At 63.5% G+C, this 16,187-nt stretch carries 16 protein-coding genes and 2 riboswitches; of the genes, 10 read left to right on the forward strand and 6 right to left on the reverse strand.

Annotated features, from left to right (window positions below; genetic code table 11):
- Positions 1-107 precede the first annotated feature (107 nt).
- From cobM to fabF, 5 genes are all read right to left on the reverse strand, one after another.
- Positions 108-854 (reverse strand): precorrin-4 C(11)-methyltransferase, encoded by a 747-nt coding sequence (gene cobM / locus A462_RS27120; RefSeq protein WP_008431975.1) that lies wholly within the window; start codon positions 852-854, stop codon positions 108-110.
- 83 nt (positions 855-937) lie between these two features.
- Positions 938-1,330: a cobalamin biosynthesis protein gene (locus A462_RS27115; protein WP_003217881.1), complete on the reverse strand. Its 393-nt coding sequence runs from the start codon at positions 1,328-1,330 to the stop codon at positions 938-940.
- On the reverse strand, positions 1,327-2,025 hold the full coding sequence (locus A462_RS27110; RefSeq protein WP_008431977.1) for a CbtA family protein: 699 nt from the start codon (positions 2,023-2,025) through the stop codon (positions 1,327-1,329). Before A462_RS27110 ends, A462_RS27115 begins: the two co-directional genes overlap by 4 nt.
- 11 nt (positions 2,026-2,036) lie before the next feature.
- Entirely contained in the window at positions 2,037-2,225 is a 189-nt protein-coding gene (locus A462_RS27105) for a CbtB domain-containing protein (protein WP_003217883.1), read from the reverse strand.
- Between the two features lie 97 nt (positions 2,226-2,322).
- A riboswitch (cobalamin riboswitch) is annotated at positions 2,323-2,538 on the reverse strand.
- 36 nt (positions 2,539-2,574) lie between these two features.
- Positions 2,575-3,843, reverse strand: a complete 1,269-nt coding sequence (gene fabF / locus A462_RS27100) for a beta-ketoacyl-ACP synthase II (RefSeq protein ID WP_008431982.1) — start codon at positions 3,841-3,843, stop codon at positions 2,575-2,577.
- A 113-nt stretch (positions 3,844-3,956) separates the two neighbouring features.
- Between fabF and A462_RS27095 the strand changes: the two genes are divergently transcribed.
- The 5 genes from A462_RS27095 to A462_RS27075 all read left to right on the forward strand — a co-directional run bounded on the left by A462_RS27095 (position 3,957) and on the right by A462_RS27075 (position 11,259).
- A complete protein-coding gene (locus A462_RS27095; protein ID WP_008431984.1) occupies positions 3,957-4,475 on the forward strand; it encodes a winged helix-turn-helix transcriptional regulator in 519 nt (172 codons plus the stop codon).
- Positions 4,472-4,673, forward strand: a riboswitch (cobalamin riboswitch). It overlaps the preceding gene by 4 nt.
- Before the next feature lie 93 nt (positions 4,674-4,766).
- On the forward strand, positions 4,767-5,828 hold the full coding sequence (cobW, locus tag A462_RS27090; RefSeq protein ID WP_003217887.1) for a cobalamin biosynthesis protein CobW: 1,062 nt from the start codon (positions 4,767-4,769) through the stop codon (positions 5,826-5,828).
- A 3-nt stretch (positions 5,829-5,831) separates the two neighbouring features.
- On the forward strand, positions 5,832-9,605 hold the full coding sequence (gene cobN, locus A462_RS27085) for a cobaltochelatase subunit CobN (RefSeq protein ID WP_008431985.1): 3,774 nt from the start codon (positions 5,832-5,834) through the stop codon (positions 9,603-9,605).
- Positions 9,605-10,603: an ATP-binding protein gene (locus tag A462_RS27080; protein ID WP_008431987.1), complete on the forward strand. Its 999-nt coding sequence runs from the start codon at positions 9,605-9,607 to the stop codon at positions 10,601-10,603. Before cobN ends, A462_RS27080 begins: the two co-directional genes overlap by 1 nt.
- Positions 10,604-10,656: 53 nt before the next feature.
- Entirely contained in the window at positions 10,657-11,259 is a 603-nt protein-coding gene (locus A462_RS27075; RefSeq protein WP_032898884.1) for a vWA domain-containing protein, read from the forward strand.
- On the opposite strand, the gene A462_RS27070 is transcribed toward A462_RS27075, so the two are convergent.
- Positions 11,216-12,202: a DUF1853 family protein gene (locus tag A462_RS27070; RefSeq protein ID WP_008431991.1), complete on the reverse strand. Its 987-nt coding sequence runs from the start codon at positions 12,200-12,202 to the stop codon at positions 11,216-11,218. The genes A462_RS27075 and A462_RS27070 overlap by 44 nt on opposite strands.
- 143 nt (positions 12,203-12,345) lie before the next feature.
- On the opposite strand from A462_RS27070, the gene A462_RS27065 reads away from it, so the two are divergent.
- From A462_RS27065 to A462_RS27045, 5 genes are read left to right on the forward strand one after another with little or no spacing between them, the layout of a single operon-like run.
- Positions 12,346-13,236 carry an NAD(+) kinase gene (locus A462_RS27065; protein ID WP_003217892.1) on the forward strand — a complete coding sequence of 297 codons (891 nt, stop codon included), beginning with the start codon at positions 12,346-12,348 and terminating at the stop codon, positions 13,234-13,236.
- Positions 13,233-14,207 carry a metallophosphoesterase gene (locus tag A462_RS27060; protein ID WP_161635726.1) on the forward strand — a complete coding sequence of 325 codons (975 nt, stop codon included), beginning with the start codon at positions 13,233-13,235 and terminating at the stop codon, positions 14,205-14,207. Before A462_RS27065 ends, A462_RS27060 begins: the two co-directional genes overlap by 4 nt.
- Positions 14,204-15,079 (forward strand): rhomboid family intramembrane serine protease, encoded by an 876-nt coding sequence (locus A462_RS27055; RefSeq protein ID WP_008431996.1) that lies wholly within the window; start codon positions 14,204-14,206, stop codon positions 15,077-15,079. The genes A462_RS27060 and A462_RS27055 overlap by 4 nt, the downstream gene beginning before the upstream one ends.
- A gap of 15 nt (positions 15,080-15,094) precedes the next feature.
- On the forward strand, positions 15,095-15,355 hold the full coding sequence (locus A462_RS27050; RefSeq protein WP_003217900.1) for a YeaC family protein: 261 nt from the start codon (positions 15,095-15,097) through the stop codon (positions 15,353-15,355).
- Positions 15,352-16,182, forward strand: a complete 831-nt coding sequence (locus A462_RS27045; RefSeq protein ID WP_003217902.1) for a DUF2797 domain-containing protein — start codon at positions 15,352-15,354, stop codon at positions 16,180-16,182. The genes A462_RS27050 and A462_RS27045 overlap by 4 nt, the downstream gene beginning before the upstream one ends.
- Positions 16,183-16,187 lie beyond the last annotated feature (5 nt).

Here is a 16,187-nt window from a genome sequence, read left to right on the forward strand (position 1 = left end):
TTTTGCTTACTTTTGCGCTCTTCAAAAGTGAGCCGCTGTAAGAGCGGAACCAATAGTCGCCGTTACCTAAATAACGGATATGTACACCATCACCACCGCCACCACCCTCAGGGCCGATACAAATGCGCATGCCCCGCACGATACAACGACGACTCACCAAAACTGTCACTGGCCAAAACCCGACCCACCAGAATCAACGCCGTACGCCGAAACCCCTTGGCTGCCACCTTCCCGGCAATATCCGCCAGCGTACCAATGGCCCAATCCTGATCCGGCCAGGTCGCCCGATGCACCACCGCAATCGGACAATCCTCCCCATAGTGAGGCACCAACTCAGCCACGATCTTCTCCAGATGATTCACCCCCAGGTGAATCGCCATGGTCGTCCCATGCTGCGCCAGGCTACTGAACACCTCACCCTCAGGCATCGCCGTCTTATCCGCATACCGCGTCAAAATCACACTCTGCGCAATGTCCGGCAACGTCAGCTCAGCCTCTAACAATGCCGCACACGCCGCCACCGCCGTCACCCCGGGAATGATCTGAAACCCAATCCCAAGCTCCCGCAACAGCCGAATCTGTTCCCCAATCGCCCCGTACAAACTCGGATCCCCGGAATGCACCCGCGCCACATCCTGGCCTTTCTCATGGGCCGTCTTGATCAACCCAATGATCTGCTCCAGATGCAGCTCCGCACTGTTAACCACCAGCTCCGCCTGATGCCCCTCAAGCACCGCCGCCGGTACCAGCGAGCCGGCATAGATAATCACCGGGCAACTGCGAATCAGCCGCTGCCCCTTGACCGTGATCAATTCCGGATCGCCTGGGCCTGCGCCGATGAAAAAGACAGTCATGGATTCATTCCTGTGAAAAAAAGCACGCGAGCAGCCCTCCAGATGAAGATTGCTCATGATCAAAGCTGACGATTATCGGGAATTCAGCCGGCGCAAGCCAATGCAAAGGTGGCCTGGGCGGTTTTTTTGCGGGTGATCAGCAGGGTGGCAGGGCTTTGAGACAGCTGTTCTGCCAGGGCCAGGGCGGCACTTTCAGCAATGCCGTAGCAGCCGGTATGAGCAAAAACCGTCTCGGACTTATGGCTCAGTCGATCTTCATAGGGCGCCAATTGCTCCGCACTGAAAAATACCAACGGCAAATCCAGAACCTGAGCCAGTGCCAGCAACCCCGGCTCATCCCGCTTGCGATCAAGACTGGCCAGCGCAGTGATGCGCTGACGCTCAATGCCACCCTCGGCGAGGGCGGCGTTGAACAGTTCACGCAGGATGTCGACAGAACAACCCCGCTGACACCCCAGGCCAACCGCCAGGATCATGCCGAATACTGACCATCACGGTTACGGCGAAACAGCCAGGCACTGATCAAGCCCAGCGCCAGCCAGAAGGCAACGTTGGTCAACTGCGAGGCGATCTTGAATTGAGCTTCCAGAGCCTCCGGCGCCAGCATCGAGTGGACTTCCGGCTGTGGTGCGCCAATCACATGGGGCACAGCCAGGATCGCCACGCCCAGGATTTTCAGCAGCCAGTTACGACCGAACACGATCAGCGCGATACCGGCAGCGGTAGAGGCGGCAGTGCCGATCCACCAGATTTGCCGTTGCGCCAGGTCTGCCGCCGCAGTCCCCGGCAATTCAGGCGGCAAGCCCAGGGTCGGCGCCAACACAAAGGTGGCGTAACCGGCCAGGCCCCATAGCAGGCCTTGGGCCGTACGGGTCGGTGCACGCAGGGTGTACAGGCCGGCAAGCATCAGGGCAAAACCTACGGCGACCACCAGGTTACCGCCCGTAGTCGACAGCACACGCTGCCAGCCATCTTCCGGCTCCCAGGCTTCAGCGTCGTGGGTGTGGGCCGTGGCTTCGGCATGTTCATGCACTTCGGTCGCGGCCGGGGCGTTTTCGAAGGTTTCCGCCTGCAGGATCAGCGGGGCAACCCAGAAGCTTTGCAGCAAGGTCAGCAGCAAGGCGGCCAGGAGGCCGGTGAAACCTGCGGTTTGGGCAATACGCTTGATCATGTCGGCAGGTCTCAGTGGCACGGGAACGCAGCGCTGTGACGGGTATCGTGGGCGGCGTTGTGCACCGCTTCGATGTGCGAGAAACCGGCGAAATACACCAGGCACGCGCCGAGGATCGACGCGCCGATGGCGGCAGTCAGGCGTTGGCTCAGGGTGGCGGTGGTGCTGGCGGTAGAGGCGGTGCTGCTGATGATCGACATGGCGCGTCCCTTCAGGGTTTCAGGGTGACACGAGCGCATGAAAACCCCGCGAGCCAGGCACGCAGGGTTCTGAACAGCGCCCGCCCACCGCGGGTTTGTTATCTGATTTTTTCGGGCCGGTCTCCGGGCTTGCGAGGGGCCTGGGCCTTGAAAGCATCACCTTCCCATGCCGTAGAGGCACAGTGGTTTTGATGCTTCACTCGCTTACCGTTGCGGGGGCAGCACCGGACTCGTCACGCCCTTGAGTAAAGGAACATGATTCACCGGTTTCCCGTTTCACCCTGTGAAGGGCACCCGAAACAAGATGTGTAGGAGAGCATGGGCGGGCGATGGGCGTCAAATCGCCGGGTTATTGCCAGCGTTTGAACAGCACGCTGGCATTCACGCCGCCGAATCCAAACCCATTGGAAATCGCGTATTCAATCGGCAACGACCGGGCTTGGCCTCGGACCATATCCAGTCCTTCGGCAGCGGGGTCCGGGTTGTCCAGATTGAGGGTCGCCGGGGCAATCTGGTCGCGCAGGGCGAGCACGGTGAAGATCGCCTCGATCCCGCCCGCGGCGCCCAACAGATGGCCGGTCGCCGACTTGGTGGCGCTGATCGCGACGCTGGCATTTGCACCGAACAGCGTATTGATCGCTGCCAGTTCGCCGTTGTCGCCTACGGGGGTCGACGTGGCATGGGCGTTCAAGTGCTGGATCTGTGCGGCGCTGATCCCTGCCTGCGCGATCGCCAGTTCCATTGCCCTGCGTGCACCCGAGCCATCTTCCGGGCCCGAGGTCATGTGATAGGCGTCGGCGCTGGTGCCGTAGCCCACCAGCTCTGCAATAGGCGTCGCCCCGCGAGCCAATGCATGCTCCAGTTCCTCGATCACCAACAGCCCGGCACCTTCGCCCATCACAAACCCGTCGCGGCCTTGATCGAACGGGCGGGAAGCCAATGCCGGCGTGTCGTTGTAATCGCTGGACAGCGCACGCGCCGCAGCAAAACCGCCGAGGCTGACTCGGTGGATACAGGCTTCGGCGCCGCCACACACGGCGATGTCGATTTCGCCGGCACGGATCATGCGCGCAGCATCACCAATCGCCTGTACGCTGGCGGCGCAAGCAGTGACGGGGGAGCCCAGCGGACCTTTAAGTTGATGCTGGATCGACACGTGCCCGGCCGCCATGTTGCCGAGGAATGACGGGATCGTGAACGGCGACAGGCGGCGAGGCCCTTTGCTGTCAGCCGTACGAACGGCCTCGGCAATCGCGGGAAAACCACCCACGCCGGAGGCGATGATTGTCGCGGTACGTTCCTGCTGCGATGGCGTCTGCGGACTCCAGCCTGCCTGGGCCAGGGCCTCTTGCGCGGCTGCCAGGGCAAACACGATGAACCGGTCCATCTTGCGTTGTTCCTTGGCCGGGATGACAGTGTCCGGGTCAAAGCCGGCTTCAGGGTCCTGGATGCGGTCCAACACTTGGCCGCCGATGCTGATTGCCAGGTCGCCGATCAATGCCTCGGGTAGCCTGCGAATCCCGGATTCACCGGCCAGCAGGCGCTTCCAGGTCTGTTCCACGCCGGTTGCCAGCGGTGTCACTGCACCCATGCCGGTCACAACAATTCGCTTACTCATGATCGCTTAGCTCCGCAAATTTCAGGTTGGTAGCAATGCATGGACGAAACTATCATTATGAAAGTAACATCCGATAGCTGAAATTTCCGTAGCCGCCCCACAGAGGAACTGCAATGCAACGTAAGTCGCTGGTGAATGCCGAATGCCCGGTAGCCCGTGGAGTGGAACGGGTAGGCGAGTGGTGGAGCATCCTGATCATGCGCGACGCGCTGCAAGGTTTGCGGCGTTTTGACGAGTTTTCCCAGAGCCTGGGAATCGCTCCGAATATGCTCACCCGCCGGCTCAACAGCCTGGTCGAGGCGGGGCTGCTGGAGCGCCGGCAATACAGCGAGCGGCCGCCCCGTTTCGAGTACGTACCGACGCCGGTTGGCGAGGATTTCCGGGTGGTGATCATGGCGTTCGTCGGTTGGGGCAACCGCCATTTCGCCAACGAAGGTGAAAGCCTGCAATTGGTTGACCGGGAAACCCGGCGCCCGGTGGAAGTGGCGGTGGTGGACGCCGACGGTGTGCGCGTGTCCGTCGAGCAATGCAGCGTTCAAGCCGGGCCTGCTGCCAGCGAGGGCATGCTGGAGCGCCTGGCGCTGCTTCGCGCCAAACGCTCGGACATTGACCCGTCCCCGCGCACTGCGTAGCCTTGCACCTTCGAGGTTCTTCGGCCCAGGCCGAAGCTAAGAAGGGAACGCGGTCAATGCCGCGGCTGCCCCCGCAACTGTAAAGGGTTTGTCTGACTGCCACGCCACTGCCTGAACAAGGCGGGAAGGCGCAGCCAGCGCCGGCCTCACCGCCGGCAAGCCCCAAGCCAGGAGACCTGCCTCGCAACCGATTTTCTACTTCAACCGGGCGGGGTGATCCGGTGGCGAATTCTGCTTCTGCGCACCCGCGCAGGGCCACTCGTCCCGTATGCCCGCCCCAAAGGGCATCCGATGAAAACACTGGCCAAACTCCCCGTCACCATCGTTACCGGCTTCCTCGGCTCGGGCAAGACCACCTTGCTGCGCCACATGCTGGATAACGCCCAGGGGCGCCGCATCGCGGTGATCGTCAACGAGTTCGGCGAGCTGGGCATTGACGGTGAAATCCTCAAGCAATGCTCCATCGGCTGTACCGAAGAAGAGGCGAACGGCCGCGTCTACGAATTGGCCAATGGCTGCCTGTGCTGCACGGTCCAGGAAGAGTTCTTCCCGGTGATGCGCGAACTGGTGGCCCGTCGCGGCGACCTCGACCATATCCTCATCGAAACTTCGGGCCTGGCCCTGCCAAAACCCTTGGTCCAGGCATTCCAGTGGCCGGAAATCCGCAGCGCCTGCACCGTTGACGCAGTGATCACCGTGGTCGACAGCCCGGCCGTGGCCGCCGGTACTTTCGCCGCCTTCCCGGACCAGGTTGACGCCCAGCGCAAACTCGACCCGAACCTGGACCACGAATCGCCGCTGCACGAGCTGTTCGCCGACCAACTGGCCAGCGCCGACCTGGTGATCCTCAACAAGTCCGACCTGATCAGCCCTGAAGACCTGGCCCGTGTGCGCCTGGAAGTGGCAGAAGAACTGCCGCCGGCGGTCAAAATCATCGAAGCCAGCAGCGGTCGCCTGCCGCTGGACGTATTGATCGGCCTGGGCGCGGGCTCGGAAGAACACATCGATGGCCGCCACAGCCATCACGATCATCACCACGAAGGTGAAGACGACCACGACCACGATGCCTTCGACTCCATCTCCATCGAACTGCCCCAGGCCGACGAAAGCCTGCTGCTGGACGCCCTGACCCAACTGGTGGTCAAGCACGGCATCCTGCGGGTCAAGGGCTTCGCGGCGATCCCGAACAAGCCGATGCGCCTGCTGATCCAGGGCGTGGGCACGCGTTTCGACAAGCACTTCGACCGCGCCTGGCGCGCCGATGAGCCGCGCGCCACGCACCTGGTGCTGATCGGCCAGGAACTCGACGCCGCGTTGCTCGAAGCGCAACTGCGCGCTGCCCTCAGCGTTTAAACCATGCATCTGCTCAGGACCCAGCCCGGCGGTTTCGTTTCGGATGACAACATCGCCGACCTTGGGCAAACCCCCGCCGAGCTGGTGATCCTGTGCAGCGGTGATTCCAGCCTGGCGCTGCTGGCCGAAGCGGCCCAGCAGTTGCCCGAGGATTACCCGAGCCTGCGCCTGGCCAACCCGATGCAGGTGCAGAACCATGCTTCGGTCGACCTGTATGTGGACGAGGTGCTGCGCCACGCCAAGGTCATCCTGATTTCGCTGCACGGCGGCATCGGTTATTGGCGCTACGGTATCGAGCGCCTGGTGGAGTTGGCCGAGCGCGGCGTGCAGCTGATCCTGGTGCCGGGGGATGATCGCCCGGACCCGGAACTCAGTGGCCTCAGCACCGTGGGTGCCGAGGAACGTGACCGGCTCTGGCACTTCCTGCGCCAGGGTGGTTTGGGGAATGCGCTGGATTTCTATCGTTGCCTGGCCGCCGGCTACCTTGGCCGCGATTACGCCTGGAGCGAGCCGCAAACCCTGCCGCGCACGGCGATTTATCACCCGCATAAAGCCAATGCCCGTCTCAACGATTGGCAGGCTGACTGGCAAGCTGATTTTCCCGTGGCGGCGGTGCTGTTCTACCGCTCCCATTTGCAGGCGGCCAACACCGGCTTTATCGATGTTTTTTGCCAGCGCTTGCAGGCCGCGGGTCTCAACCCGCTGCCGATGGCGGTGGCCAGTTTGAAAGAGCCCGGTTGCCTGACCGTGGTCGAGGATTTGCTGGACGAGGTGCACGCCTCGGTGATTCTGAACACCACCGGTTTTGCCCAGTCCAGCCCCGAAGCGCCGCACCTGCGGCCGTTTCGCCGCAATATCCCGGTGATCCAGGCGATTTGCGCCCAGGACAACGAGCCCGGCTGGCAGGCCAGCGAGCAAGGCCTCGGCCCACGTGACCTGGCGATGCACATCGCGTTGCCGGAACTGGACGGGCGCATCATCAGCCGGCCCATCAGCTTCAAGGACCTGGCCTGGCGCAGTGAGCGCAGCCAGTCGGATGTGGTGTGCTATCGCGCACAACCGGAGCGCATGGACTTTGTCGCCGAACTGGCGCGGCGCTGGGTCGAACTGGCGCGGGTGCCGAATGGCGAAAAGCGTATCGCGCTGATCCTCGCCAACTACCCGACCCGGGACGGACGTATCGGCAACGGCGTGGGTCTCGACACCCCAGCCGCCGCGCTGAATATCCTGCGGGCACTGAAAATCCAAGGTTATCCGCTGCCGGACGAGCTGCCGGAAAGCGGAACGGCACTGATCCAGGCGCTCTTGGGCGGCGTCAGCAACGACCTGGACAGCCTCGACTTGCGTCCGTGTCATCAGAGTCTGGCGCTGGATGACTACGAGGCGATGTTCAACCGCTTGCCCGAGTCCAATCGCCAGGCCGTGTTGGCACGCTGGGGTACGCCTCATAGCGATCCGATGTTCCGCGACGGGCGCATGATGATCGCGGGCCTGCGTTTGGGCCTGACCTTCGTCGGCATCCAGCCGGCCCGGGGTTACCAGGTGGACGCGAGTGCGGTCTATCACGACCCGGACCTGGTGCCGCCCCATGGCTACCTGGCGTTCTACTTCTGGTTGCGCCACACCTACGGCGCCCACGGCGTGATCCACGTTGGCAAGCACGGCAACCTGGAATGGCTGCCGGGCAAGGGCGTCGGGCTTTCCGAGAACTGCTGGCCCGACGCACTACTGGGGCCGCTGCCGAATATCTACCCGTTTATCGTCAATGACCCGGGCGAGGGCGCCCAGGCCAAGCGCCGCACCCAGGCCGTGATCATCGACCACCTGATGCCGCCGCTGACCCGCGCCGAAACCTACGGGCCGCTGCGCGACCTGGAGTTGCTGGCCGACGAGTATTACGAGGCACAACTGCTCGACCCACGGCGTGCCCGCGAGCTGCAAAAGGACATCCTCAAGCTGGTGCGCGAAACCCGCATCGACCAGGAACTGGCCCTGGACGAAAACCTCGACAGCGACGCCGATGCGGCGATCTGGCTGCCGCGCCTGGACACCTACCTGTGTGACTTGAAGGAGTCGCAGATTCGCGATGGCCTGCACATTTTCGGCGAGTCACCCGAGGGCCGCTTGCGCATCGACACCTTGCTGGCGTTGTTGCGTATTCCGCGTGGCGATGGGCGGGGGCCGCAATCGAGCCTGCTGCGGGTATTGGCTAAGGCCTTCGACCTGGGCTTCGATCCGCTGGACTGCGCCCTGGCCGAGCCGTGGACGGGGCGCCGGCCAGTGGTGTTGCAGAAGATCGACACGCAGTTGTGGCGCACTGCCGGCGACACCCGTGAACGCCTGGAGCTGTATGCCGCGCGCTTGATCGAGCAGGCGCTGGAAGGTGCCGTGGAGCAGCTTGAAGAGCCCGGCTGGGAAGACGTCAAGGCGGTGATCGAGAGCTTGCGCATCGTCGTCGCGCCACGCCTGGATGCCTGCGGCCCGGCGGAAATGCGCGGGTTGCTGGATGCCTTGAGCGGGCGCTTCGTCCCGGCCGGGCCCAGCGGCGCGCCGAGCCGGGGCCGTCTGGACGTGTTGCCTACCGGTCGTAACTTTTTCTCGGTGGATGTGCGCAACCTGCCCACCACCACTGCCTGGCGCATCGGCTTCCAGTCGGCGAACCTGATTCTTGAGCGTCACCTGCAGGATCATGGCGACCACTTGCGCCAGCTCGGCCTGTCGGTGTGGGGCACCGCCACCATGCGCACCGGTGGCGACGATATCGCCCAGGCCATGGCGCTGATGGGCGTGCGCCCGGTGTGGGCCACCGGCAGCCAGCGGGTGGATGACTTTGAAATCCTGCCGATCAGTCTGCTGGACCGGCCACGGGTGGATGTGACCTTGCGCGTGTCGGGGTTCTTCCGTGATGCATTCGCCAACCTGATCCGCCTGTTCGATGCGGCGGTGCAAGCCGTGGCTGCGCTGGACGAACCGGATGACCTGAACCCGCTGGCCGCCAAGGTGCGCAGTGAGCGCGAAGCGTTGCGCCTGTCGGGCCTTGACGAGGACGCGGCGGCGAAGCAGGCCGGTTGGCGGATCTTCGGCGCCAAGCCCGGTGCCTATGGTGCCGGCGTGCAGGGCGCGATTGATGGGCGCTTGTGGCAGAGCCGCGAAGACCTGGCCGAGGTTTACCTGAACTGGGGCGGCTACGCCTATGGCGGCTCCGACGAAGGCACCGCCGCCCGCGAACAGTTTGCCCAGCGTTTGAGCCAGGTGCAGGCGGTGTTGCAAAACCAGGACAACCGCGAGCATGACCTGCTGGACTCCAATGATTACTACCAATTCCAGGGCGGCATGCTCGCCGCCGTGGAAACCCTGAGCGGCGACAAGGCTGCCAGCTATCATGGTGACCACAGCCAGCCGGACTTGCCGAAGATCCGCACGTTGAAGGAAGAGTTGAACCGGGTGATTCGTGCCCGGGCGGCCAACCCGAAGTGGATCGAAGGGGTGAAGCGCCACGGCTACAAAGGCGCGTTCGAGATGGCGGCCACCGTGGATAATCTGTTCGCGTTCGACGCTACGACGGCGTTGATCGACGATCATCAATATGCATTGCTGGCGGATGCCTACTTGCTGGACCCGGGCACCCGCGCCTTTGTGCAGCAGCACAACCCGGATGCCCTGCGGGACATGACCGAACGCATGCTCGAAGCCCAGCAACGCGGCATGTGGCAGGAGCCTGGGGCGTACCGCGAGGCGTTGGAAAACCTGTTGTTGGATATAGAAGAAGGCAGTTGATGACCGACATTCCACATTTCCCGCTGTCCGCCGTGGTCGGCGCCGACGACCTGAAACTGGCCCTGTGCCTGACCGCCATCGACCCGAAGATCGGTGGCGTGCTGATTGAAGGCCCGCGCGGCATGGCCAAGTCCACCCTGGCCCGTGGCCTGGCGGACCTGCTCGCCAGCGGCCAGTTCGTCACGCTGCCGTTGGGCGCCACCGAAGAGCGGCTGGTGGGCACACTCGATCTGGACGCGGCACTCAGTGAGGGCCGCGCACAGTTTTCCCCCGGCGTGCTGGCCAAGGCCGACGGCGGCGTGCTCTATGTCGATGAAGTCAACCTGCTGCCCGACCACCTGGTGGACCTGCTGCTGGACGTGGCCGCCAGCGGCACCAACCTGATCGAGCGCGACGGGATTTCCCACCGGCATTCGGCGCGTTTTGTACTGATCGGCACCATGAACCCGGAAGAGGGCGAGTTGCGCCCGCAATTGCTCGACCGGTTTGGTTTCAACGTAGCGCTGAGCGGGCACACCCAGCCGGCCGAACGCGGGCAGATCATCCGTCGCCGCCTGGATTTCGACAGCGACCCTCAGGGTTTCTGCGGGCAATGGGCCGACCGGCAGGCCGCGTTGCGTGAGCGCTGCACCCGGGCCCGCGCCTTGCTGGATAGCATCCCGTTGGATGACCAGGCGCTGGCGCAGATTACCGAGCGCTGCTTTGCCGCCGGGGTCGATGGCTTGCGCGCCGACCTGGTCTGGCTGCGTGGCGCACGTGCCCATGCGGCCTGGCGGGGCGCGACGGCTATCAGCGAAGAAGATATCGAAGCGGTCGCGGAATTTGCCCTGCGCCATCGTCGTCAGGAGCAATCCCCGCCTGCAACGCCGCCCGCTGGCGGTCAATCACCCAAGCCCAATGATGCACCTGAAGGCCAGGGCCAATGGGGCGACATGCCCGCACCCGCCTTGCCGATAGGTGCTCGCCGTGATGTGCCCACCTGGCCAAAAAAGCCCTAGGCATCCGCCCCAAACCTGACGTGGGGGCGGATGCACGGCCCAAGGCGGGTCGACTGAACAAGGGCCGGCGAGGCCAGGCGCGCAGCGCGGCCGAAGGTTCGATCAACTGGCCGGGCACCTTGCTCGGCGGGCGGCCGCAACGCCGCGAAGATTTGTTGTATCAACTGCGTAGCCGTACGCCCCATGAACTGTGGCTGGTGATTGTCGATGCTTCGGCGTCCACCCGGCGGCATCAGGCGCTTAGCGATGCCAAGGGATTACTGGCCCAACTGTTCGACGATGCCTATCGACAGCGGGCGCGCATGGCGTTGCTCACCGCGAGCGGGCAATCGCCAAAGTGGCAGGTGCAGGGATTAAAGGCGGCAAAAGGGCTTGGTCATTGGCTTGATGGCCTCGGTGCAGGCGGTGGCACGCCATTGTTGGCAGCGCTGAACGAAGCGGGGCACTGGTTGGCGGCTCGTCGCAAGCGTTACCCGGTGGAGCAGCAGCGGTTGCTGGTGATCACCGATGGGCGGCTGAAGGATGTGGCGGGTTTGCCGCCGCTGGACTGCCCGGGTTTGCTGGTGGACATCGAGCGCGGCCCGATTCGGTTGGGCCGTTCAAAGCAGCTGGCTATGGGGTTACAGATTGACTATCGGCATATCGATAACCTGTAAGCGCCGGCACGTTCGGCCAAAGATCCGCCACCAGAAACAACCGTTCGGCTTCTTCCCATTCGCCTTCGCTGTTTTCCACCAGGCGCACCAGCAACTGCGCGGGCGCCATGGGGTCCAGTTCGGTTAGCCAGTGCTGCATCCGGGCCGCGTCCCAGGCTTCGTCCGCCGGGTAGTGCGCCGGCGCCAGCCATGCGTGGCGGGGCAGCGGTTGCCAGCGTCCTGCCGGGCTTTGCTCGATAAACCTCGACCAATCGCGCTGATGCAGCCAACGGCCATTCAGGTGTTGGGGATGCGCGCCCTGCGGCGCCTGCGCCATGCCCGGCCATGGGTAGAGCAGATAACCGCCCAGCCACAGATGGGCATCAAAAGCCTGGATATCCAGCGCGGCCAGGACTTCGCGGCTCTCCGGCCGGGCGGAAATCGGCAGTTGGTGCTGGGCCAGGTGGGCCAGCTTGCGGTCGAGCCGGTCATGACAGCCGGGGCCGAGCCATTGCGCGGTGTCCCGGCCATTACCGTCCTGGGGCCCGAGGTAGAGTTTGATCGCCAGTTCCAGATGATGCACACCGTCACGGTCGCGCAGCAGCATGTCCAGCTCGCCCAGGGTATGCCCGGCCTGGCGGATCGGCAGGTTGGCCGCCAGCAGTTCCACGCCCGGCGCATGCTGCACGGCGAATTGCCACAGCCGTTCGTAATACAACCCCAGCCGGCGGGTGCGTGCCTGGCTCAGCCAATGCAGCAAGGCACTGCTGTCCTGGTCCAGCTGGCGCAGCCACTGCTCCAGCAAATGCGGGGCCTGCACCCAGTCGCTGCCGGTCAGCGGGTGGCGTTGTGGCCACGGCGTTTGCGCGAGCATCGGCGGGGCGAGCATCACCCACGCGAGATCGCGCACCTCGGGGTGACGCAGTTGGCGGGGCAGGTGCTGCAAATCAGGGAACAGAGTCATGGTCCGAGCATAGCCTTTTACAGCCGGGAAGGGGGCTGAGAACCGTTGTCGTCTGGGGTTTGCGGCGACAAAGGATTTTGTGTAACGCCGGCTTTCGCCCATAATCGTTCTTTTTTGCAGAACCCGAACCCCGCAGGAGCCCCATGGAGCAATTTCGCAATATCGGCATTATCGGTCGCCTGGGCAGTACCCAGGTGCTGGACACCGTCCGCCGACTGAAAAAGTTTCTGCTCGAGCGCCACCTGCACGTGATCCTCGAAGACACCATCGCTGAAATCCTCCCGGGCCATGGCCTGCAGACCTCGTCGCGCAAGATGCTCGGTGAAGTCTGCGACATGGTGATCGTGGTGGGCGGCGACGGCAGCCTGCTGGGCGCCGCCCGGGCGCTGGCGCGGCATAACGTGCCGGTGCTGGGGATCAACCGCGGAAGCCTGGGGTTCCTCACCGATATTCGCCCCGACGAGCTGGAAGTCGAAGTGGCCAAGGTGCTGGACGGCCACTACCTGGTGGAAAACCGCTTCCTGCTGCAAGCCGAAGTGCGCCGCCACGGCGAAGCCATCGGCCAGGGCGACGCCCTCAACGATGTGGTGCTGCACCCCGGCAAGTCGACGCGGATGATCGAGTTCGAGTTGTACATCGACGGCCAGTTCGTGTGCAGCCAGAAGGCCGACGGCCTGATCGTCGCCACGCCGACCGGGTCCACGGCCTACGCGCTGTCGGCCGGTGGGCCGATCATGCATCCCAAGCTGGATGCCATTGTGATCGTGCCGATGTATCCCCATATGTTGTCCAGCAGGCCTATCGTGGTCGATGGCAACAGTGAGCTGAAAATCGTGGTGTCAAAAGACATGCAGATCTACCCGCAAGTCTCCTGCGACGGGCAGAACCATTTCACCTGCGCCCCCGGTGACACCATCACCGTGAGCAAAAAGGCACAGAAGTTGCGGTTGATCCACCCGCTGGACCACAACTACTACGAAGTGTGCCGGACCAAGCTGGGCTGGGGCAGCCGCTTGGGGGGTGGAGGCGACTGATGCTCGATCCCGCGCGTAGCTACGACCTGATTGGTGACGTGCACGGTTGCGCTCATACCCTTGAGCACTTGCTCGACCGATTGGGTTACCACAAGCAGGGCGGTACCTGGCGGCATCCGTCGCGAATGGCCGTGTTCCTCGGCGATATCATCGACCGTGGCCCGCGCATTCGCGAGGCGCTGCATATCGTCCACGACATGACCGAGGCCGGCCAGGCGCTGTGCATCATGGGCAACCATGAGTTCAACGCGCTGGGCTGGAGCACGCCCGCCGCCCCGGGCAGCGGCAAGCAGTTTGTGCGCGAGCACACGCCACGCCACGCGCGGTTGATCCACGAGACCCTGACCCAGTTCGAACAGCACCCGGCAGACTGGCACGATTTCCTCGGCTGGTTCTATGACATGCCGCTGTTTGTCGACGCCGGGCGATTCCGCGTAGTGCACGCTTGCTGGGACAACGGCTTTATCGAGCCCCTGCGCGCGCATTTCCCGGACGGCTGCATCGACGAACACTTCCTGCAAGCCGCCGCCGTGCCTGGCAGTTTCGCCAGCAATGCCTTCGACCGCCTGTTGCGCGGCACCGACATGCGCCTGCCGGACGGTTTGACCCTGACCGGCGGCGACGGCCTGACGCGTTCGTTCTTCCGCACCAAGTTCTGGGAAGACGACCCGAAAACCTACGGCGATATCGTGTTCCAGCCCGATGCGCTGCCGGAACCTGTGGCCGCCACGCCGCTGTCGTCCACTGAAAAGAATTCCCTGCTGCGCTACGGCGTCGACGAGCCATTGCTGTTCGTCGGCCACTACTGGCGCAGCGGCAAACCGGCGCCGATCCGCCCGAACCTGGCCTGCCTGGACTACAGCGCGGTGCTGTACGGCAAGCTGGTGGCGTACCGGCTGGATCAGGAAACCCGCCTGGACCCGCGTAAATTTGTTTGGGTCGATGTCGAGCGCCCTGAGGTTATTTCATGAGTACCGTTGCTGTGTTACGCCTGCCGCTGGCGGTGGATTTGAGTGGTTTCGTCAAGCTTCTGCAACGCATGCAAGTGCCCCATCGCGTCAGCGAAGAAGCCGGGGAGCAGGTGCTGTGGGTGCCTGACTCCATCAGTGAAGACGTGAAGGTCCTGTACCAGCGCTTTCCGGCCGGTGACCCGGACCAGCAACTGGACATTCCCGAGCAGGCGACGTCGACCAGGCGTCCCGGGTTTGCCCAGCAGCTTCGCCACAGCCCGGTGACCGCGTTGGTGTTGCTGCTGAGCATCATCGTCGGCGCCGTTACGTTGCTGGGGGATAACCTGCAAGCCATGAGCTGGCTGACCTTCCTGCCGTTCAGCGTGGCAGGCGAGTACATCCGTTTCACGCCATTGACCGACAGCCTGGCGTCGGGACAGTGGTGGCGCCTGGTCACGCCGATGTTGATCCACTTCGGCATCCTGCACTTGGCCATGAACGGCATGTGGTACTGGGAACTGGGGCGACGCATCGAGTTGCGCCAGGGCAGCATCAACCTGCTGGGCCTGACCCTGCTGTTCAGCCTGGTGTCGAACTACGCTCAATACTATTTTGGTGGTCCCGGCCTGTTTGGCGGGTTGTCCGGCGTGCTGTATGGCTTGCTCGGGCATTGCTGGATCTATCAGTGGGTGTCGCCGAATCCGGTGTATCGCCTGCCTCGCGGGGTGTTGGTGATGATGCTGGTGTGGCTGGTGCTGTGCCTGTCGGGCCTGGTCTCGATGATCGGCTTCGGCGAAATCGCCAACGCGGCCCACGTGGGTGGCCTGGTGATGGGTTGCCTGACCGGTTTGTTGGGTGGCTTGTACAGCCGCCGCAAAATGTCTCCTATTTAGTTAAGGAAGAGTCTTATGTCCTCTTTTGTCGAAATGATCGAAAACATCACCCCGGACATCTACGAGAGCCTCAAGCTCGCCGTGGAAATCGGCAAATGGTCCGATGGCCGCAAGCTCACCGCCGAGCAGCGTGAATTGTCGTTGCAGGCGGTGATCGCCTGGGAACTGCAGAACCTGCCGGAAGACCAGCGCACCGGCTACATGGGCCCGCAGGAATGCGCCTCGAAGTCGGCGCCGGTGCCGAACATCCTGTTCAAGTCGGATGCCATCCATTGATTGAGATTGGCCGTGGTGCAGTCAGCAAGATGTCGGCGCAGCTGGGTGAGCCGACCGTTCAATACGCGTTTCGCCTGGGCGACACCGAGGTGCCGGTCAATCCATTGATCGGCACTACCGTGCGCCTGGAATACCTCGGTGCGATCCATTGCACCCATTGCGGTCGCAAGACCAAGACCAGTTTCAGCCAGGGTTACTGCTACCCGTGCATGACCAAACTGGCCCAGTGCGACCTGTGCATCATGAGCCCCGAGCGCTGCCATTACGACGCCGGCACCTGCCGCGATCCGGCCTGGGGTGAAAAATTCTGCATGACCGACCACGTGGTGTACCTGGCGAACTCGTCGGGGATCAAGGTCGGCATCACCCGCGCCAGCCAGCTGCCGACCCGCTGGCTCGACCAGGGTGCCAGCCAGGCGCTGCCGATCATGCGCGTTGCCACGCGCCAGCAGTCGGGCTTCGTCGAAGACCTGTTCCGCAGCCAGGTGGCCGACAAGACCAACTGGCGCGCGCTGCTCAAGGGCGATGCCCAGGCCGTCGACCTTGCGCAGGTGCGCGACGAACTGTTCGCCAGCTGTGCCGAAGGCATGCTCGGTTTGCAGGAACGCTTTGGCCTGCAGGCCATCCAACCGGTGACCGACATCGAACCGATCGAAATCCGCTACCCGATCGAGCAGTATCCGACCAAGATCGTCAGCTTCAACCTGGACAAGAACCCGATTGCCGAAGGCACGCTGATGGGGATCAAGGGCCAATACCTGATCTTCGATACCGGCGTGATCAATATTCGTAAATACACGGCCTACCAGCTCGCCGTGCATCAGTAGAAGGA

Source organism: Pseudomonas sp. Ag1 (assembly GCF_000278565.1).
In the GTDB taxonomy this organism is placed as follows: Bacteria; Pseudomonadota; Gammaproteobacteria; order Pseudomonadales; family Pseudomonadaceae; genus Aquipseudomonas.

Excerpts from the sequence above, each read along its gene's own strand:
- A462_RS27055 (WP_008431996.1), top strand. The coding sequence starts at position 14,204 with ATGAGTACCGTTGCTGTGTTACGCCTGCCGCTGGCGGTGGATTTGAGT.
- A462_RS27105 (WP_003217883.1), bottom strand. The coding sequence starts at position 2,225 with ATGTCGATCATCAGCAGCACCGCCTCTACCGCCAGCACCACCGCCACC.
- A462_RS27070 (WP_008431991.1), bottom strand. The coding sequence starts at position 12,202 with ATGACTCTGTTCCCTGATTTGCAGCACCTGCCCCGCCAACTGCGTCAC.
- A462_RS27095 (WP_008431984.1), top strand. The coding sequence starts at position 3,957 with ATGCAACGTAAGTCGCTGGTGAATGCCGAATGCCCGGTAGCCCGTGGA.
- A462_RS27050 (WP_003217900.1), top strand. The coding sequence starts at position 15,095 with ATGTCCTCTTTTGTCGAAATGATCGAAAACATCACCCCGGACATCTAC.
- cobN (WP_008431985.1), top strand. The coding sequence starts at position 5,832 with ATGCATCTGCTCAGGACCCAGCCCGGCGGTTTCGTTTCGGATGACAAC.
- A462_RS27110 (WP_008431977.1), bottom strand. The coding sequence starts at position 2,025 with ATGATCAAGCGTATTGCCCAAACCGCAGGTTTCACCGGCCTCCTGGCC.
- A462_RS27065 (WP_003217892.1), top strand. The coding sequence starts at position 12,346 with ATGGAGCAATTTCGCAATATCGGCATTATCGGTCGCCTGGGCAGTACC.
- fabF (WP_008431982.1), bottom strand. The coding sequence starts at position 3,843 with ATGAGTAAGCGAATTGTTGTGACCGGCATGGGTGCAGTGACACCGCTG.
- cobW (WP_003217887.1), top strand. The coding sequence starts at position 4,767 with ATGAAAACACTGGCCAAACTCCCCGTCACCATCGTTACCGGCTTCCTC.
- A462_RS27080 (WP_008431987.1), top strand. The coding sequence starts at position 9,605 with ATGACCGACATTCCACATTTCCCGCTGTCCGCCGTGGTCGGCGCCGAC.
- cobM (WP_008431975.1), bottom strand. The coding sequence starts at position 854 with ATGACTGTCTTTTTCATCGGCGCAGGCCCAGGCGATCCGGAATTGATC.
- A462_RS27115 (WP_003217881.1), bottom strand. The coding sequence starts at position 1,330 with ATGATCCTGGCGGTTGGCCTGGGGTGTCAGCGGGGTTGTTCTGTCGAC.